Annotated in this window: 1 protein-coding gene; it reads right to left on the bottom strand. The window is 70.4% G+C overall.

Annotated features, from left to right (window positions below; all coding sequences use genetic code 11):
• A partial coding sequence (locus ACFVM3_RS41775) for an SDR family NAD(P)-dependent oxidoreductase (protein ID WP_378445450.1) occupies nt 1–4,836 on the bottom strand: 4,836 nt, incomplete at its 3' end.
• Nucleotides 4,837–4,842 lie beyond the last annotated feature (6 nt).

Raw genomic sequence — 4,842 nt, 5'->3', positions numbered from 1 at the left:
GGCACGGATCACGCGTTCCTGCGACGGACCGTTCGGCGCGGTCAACCCGTTCGACGCGCCGTCCTGGTTCACCGCCGAACCGCGAACCACCGCCAGGACCCGATGACCATTCGCGAGCGCGTCCGAAAGCCGCTCCACGACCAGCACACCGACACCCTCGGCCCACCCCGTCCCGTCCGCGGCGTTCGCGAACGCCTTGCACCTGCCGTCGGCCGCGAGTCCGCGCTGACGCGAAAAGTCCGTGAAGGAGACCGGTGTCGCCATCACCGACGAGCCACCGGCGAGCGCCATCGTGCACTCACCGCGCCGCAGGGACTGCACCGCCAGATGCAGCGCCATCAGCGAAGACGAGCACGCGGTGTCGACGCTGACGGCCGGGCCCTCCAGTCCGAGCGCGTAGGCCACCCGCCCGGACGCGACGCTGGTGAAGCCACCGTTCCCGAGGAAGGGCTGAACGTCCTCCGGCGGCGACGGCACACTGGTCGTGTAGTCGTTGTAGATCACGCCCATGAACACCCCGGTCGCCGATCCGGCGAGCGACGAGGGGTCCAGGGAGGCCCGTTCCAAGGCCTCCCAAGAGGTCTGCAGGATGAGCCGCTGCTGCGGGTCCATCGCCACCGCTTCCCTCGGCGAGATACCGAAGAACGCCGGATCGAACTCCCCCGCGCCGTCCAGGAACCCGCCCTCACGGACGTAGGTGGTCCCCGCCCGGTCCGGATCCGGATCGAAGAGACCGTCCACGTCCCAGCCACGATCGCGGGGGAACGGCGACATCCCGTCGACGCCGTCCGCGACCATCCGCCAGAGGTCTTCCGGCGAGGCCACCCCGCCCGGATACCGGCAGGCCATCCCGACGATGGCGATCGGCTCCTGACCGTCGGCTCTGGTGGCCGGCGTCCGCTCCGCCGCCGGAACGTCACCCACCACCTCGCCGAGCAGATGCCTGGCCAGCGCCCGAGGCGTCGGATGGTCGAAGATCAGGGTGGCCGGCAACCTCAGCCCGGTCGCCGCCTGCAGCCGGTTGCGCAGTTCGACCGCGGTCAGGGAGTCGAACCCGAGTTCCTTGAACGCCGCCGAAACCCCGATATCGCCGCCGGTACCGTGGCCGAGGACCACCGCGGCCTGGCGCCGCACCTCTTCGACGGCGGAACGCTCACGTTCGGCGGGTGCCAGCGCCCGCACCCGGTCCGCCCAGGACCGGTCGCCGGAAACGGCGGCGGCCCGGCGCCGGACCGGGCCCACCAGCCCTCGCAGCGCCGGGCTCACCGAACTCGCCGACCGCACCTTGGCGAGATCGAGATCCAGCGCGGTGAGCGAGGGCCATGGCGAGGCCACCGCCTGGTCGAACAACCGCAGCCCCAGATCGATGGACAACGGGTTCTCGCCCGCGCGCCGCATCCGGTCGACGTCGGCTTCGGTGAGGTGCGCGGTCATGCCGGTGCGCTGCGCCCAGAATCCCCAGGCGATCGAAACCGCGGGCAATCCTTCCGCTCGCCGGGCTTCCATCAACGCGTCCACGAAGGTGTTGGCCGCCGCATAGCCACCCTGACCCGCCGCACCCAACGTCGCCGCGGCCGACGAGAACGCCACGAACATCGCCAAATCCCTGCCACGAGTGAGCTCGTGCAGATTCAGCAATCCATCCACCTTCGGCCGCAACACCTCGGTCAGCCGCTCCGGCGACAACGAGCCGATCAGTCCGTCGTCGAGCACTCCGGCCGCGTGCACGATCCCTGTCAGATCCGGGATGGCGTCCAGCACCCCGGCCATCGACGCCCGGTCCGCGACGTCACACGCCACCACCGACACCGACACCCCACTGCCGCGCAATTCCTCCACGAACTCGGGTTCGACACCCCGGCGACCGGTCAGCACCAGGCTCCGGACCCCGTGCTCAGCGGCCAGATGCTGGGCCACGAGACCACCGAGCCCACCTGTTCCGCCGGTCACCAGCACGGTCCCTGCCCGATCCAGCGCGGAAGGAACCGTCAGCACCAACTTGCCCACGTGCCGCGCACGGCTCATGAACCGCATGGCCTCGACGCCCCGCCGCACATCCCAAGCCAGCACCGGAAGCCGTCGCAGCCGGCCGCCCGCGAACAGCTGCGTCACCTCGCGCAGGATTTCCTGGGTGCGATCGAGTGCGAAATCAGGGAGGTTGTAGGCGGCGTAACGCACACCGGCGTGCTGTGCGGCGATCTCGTCCGCGTCGCGGATATCGGTCTTGCCCATCTCCAGGAAATGCCCGCCACGAGGCAAAAGCCGCAGCGACGCGTCCACGAACTCGCCCGCAAGGGAGTTGAGGACGACGTCCATACCCTCTCCGCCGGTCACCGCCAGGAACTTGTCCGCGAACTCCAGATCCCGCGACGAAGCGATGTGATCATCGGCCAGCCCCAGCGACCGCAGGACGTCATGCTTCGCCGGGCTCGCCGTGGCGAACACCTCGAGCCCCCACTGCGACGCCAGTCCGATCGCGGCCATCCCGACCCCGCCCGCCCCGGCGTGCACCAGTATCCGCTGCCCCGCCCGCACGTTCGCCAAGTCGACAAGTCCATAGAGCGCGGTGGTGTAGACGACGGGGATCGACGCCGCTTCGGCGAACGTCCAGCCGTCCGGCATGGGCACCAGGTTCGCCCGCTCCGTGGTCGCGACCGGGCCGAAGGCGCCGGTGAAGACCCCGGTGACACGATCGCCGACGGCGAGATCGGTGACGCCCGCGCCGATCTCGGCGACCACCCCGGCGGCCTCGCCACCCATCGGTTCGTCGACCCGCACGACCCCGAGGGACGCGACGACATCCCGGAAGTTCACCCCCGCCGCGCGGACCGCGACCCGGACCTGCCGGTCACCGAGCGGCTCCTCGGGGACCGGAACGAGGGCGAGGTTCTCCAGCGTCCCCTCACCGGACACGTCGAGACGCCACGGGCTTTCGGACGGCGGGAGCAGCGCGTCCTTTGTGGACACACGAACCAGGCGTCGGCCGCGTACGGCCTCCCCGCGGACGACGAGCTCGGCCTCCCCTGTGGCCGGTGCCGCGAGCACCACCTCGCCGAGGGTGTCCGCGTCGAGCAGCACGAACCGGTCCGGGTTCTCCGACTGCGCCGACCGGATCAACCCGATGGCCGTCGCCTGCGCGAGACCGGTGATCCGTTCGCCGGGCTCGGCCGAGACCGCGCCGGTGGTGACGAAGACCAGCTTCGCGGCCGTGAACCGTTCGTCCTCCAGCCACCGCTGGGCGAGTTCGAGTACCGCCGACGACGTTTCGTGCGGGCCGTGGTCCGCCGGTACACCGGCGAAGACGTACTCCGGAACGTCTTCGATCTCAGCGAGCGTGGCGTAACGCCTGGCCCCCGGCACCTCGAGGTCGCCCAGCACCGCGACCGATGGCCTTGGCGACGCGTCCTCGCGCGGCAGCACCGGCCATTCGACCCGGTAGAGCGGACCGGCCTCGTCGACGACGTGTCCCCGGCCGGAGAACGGCCGCAGGGTCAACGAGTCCACAGTGGCCACGAGTGCGCCCTGGGTGTCGGCGAGGCGCAGGCCGAATCCACCGCCATGGCGGGAGATCCGCGCACGCAGAACCGAGGCCCCCGACGCGTGCAAGGACACACCACGCCATTCGAAGGGCAGTTCGAGCCGCCCTTGGCCTGCCACTCCGAGAATATGCAGTGCGGCATCGGACAACGCGGGATGGAGGCCGAACCCCTCGGTGTCGGTCCCGTCAGGCAACGCGACCTCGGCGTAAAGGTCTTCGCCGAGCCGCCATGCCTCACGCAGCCCCCGGAACGTCGGCCCGTAGCCGTATCCGTCGGAGGCGAGCCGGTCGTAGTGCCCGTCGAGATCGACGCGTTCCGCGCCGGCGGGCGGCCAGGTGCCCAGTTCCGACAACGGGGCGTGGACACCGAGGGCGAGCGTGCCGGTCGCGTGGCAGGTCCACGGGGACCCTTCGCCGAGTCGCGAATGGACGGTCAGTCCGCGCCTGCCGTCCTCGTCCGCCGCGCCCGCCACCACACGCAGCTCGACGCTTCCCTGCGCGGGGACGATCAGCGGCGCGGCCAGCGTGAGTTCCTCCACGTGCCCGCAGCCGGTCTCGTCCGCGGCGCGGACGGCCAGTTCGACGAAAGCGGTCCCCGGCAGGATCACCTCACCGAGAACGGTGTGCTCGGTGAGCCAAGGCTGGTTCCGCCTGGAGATCCGGCCGGTCAGGACCACGCCTTCATCACCGGGCAGGGCGACCACCGCGCCGAGCAGCGGATGCTCCGCGTCCGCCAGCCCGGCCGCGGAGACGTCCCCGGCGGCCGGGGCACTGTCGAGCCAGAAGTGCTGATGCCGGAAGGCGTAGGTCGGAAGGTCCACTAGGGACACCTCGGCGGGGAACTGCCCGCTCCACGCCACCTCGGCACCGCGGGCGTAGGCCTCGCCCGCCGAGGTGAGGAACCGGTCCCAGCCGCCGTCGTCACGGCGCAGCGTCCCGACGGTCGCCGCTTCCGTGTCCGCCACGGTGTCCTGGATCGCGCCGGTCAGCACCGGATGGGCACTGACCTCGATGAACAGCCCGTGCCCGTCCGCCAGCGCGGCGGTGGCCTTCTCGAACTGGACGGTCTGACGGAGGTTCCGATGCCAATACGCCGCATCCATCTCCGCGGTGTCCAACCAATCACCAGTGACAGTCGAGAACAACGGAACCGACGACGACCGCGGCACGATCGGCGCCAGCAACTCCACCAAATCATCGCGTAAACCGTCGACCTGCGCCGAATGCGACGCGTAATCCACCGCAATACGCCGAACCCGAACCCCGTCCCCTTCACACGACACAATCAACTCATCCAACGCCTC

It is taken from the genome of Amycolatopsis sp. NPDC057786 (assembly GCF_042797905.1).
Classification (GTDB): domain Bacteria; phylum Actinomycetota; class Actinomycetes; order Mycobacteriales; family Pseudonocardiaceae; genus Amycolatopsis.
This window is presented reverse-complemented; position numbering and strand designations above follow the sequence as displayed.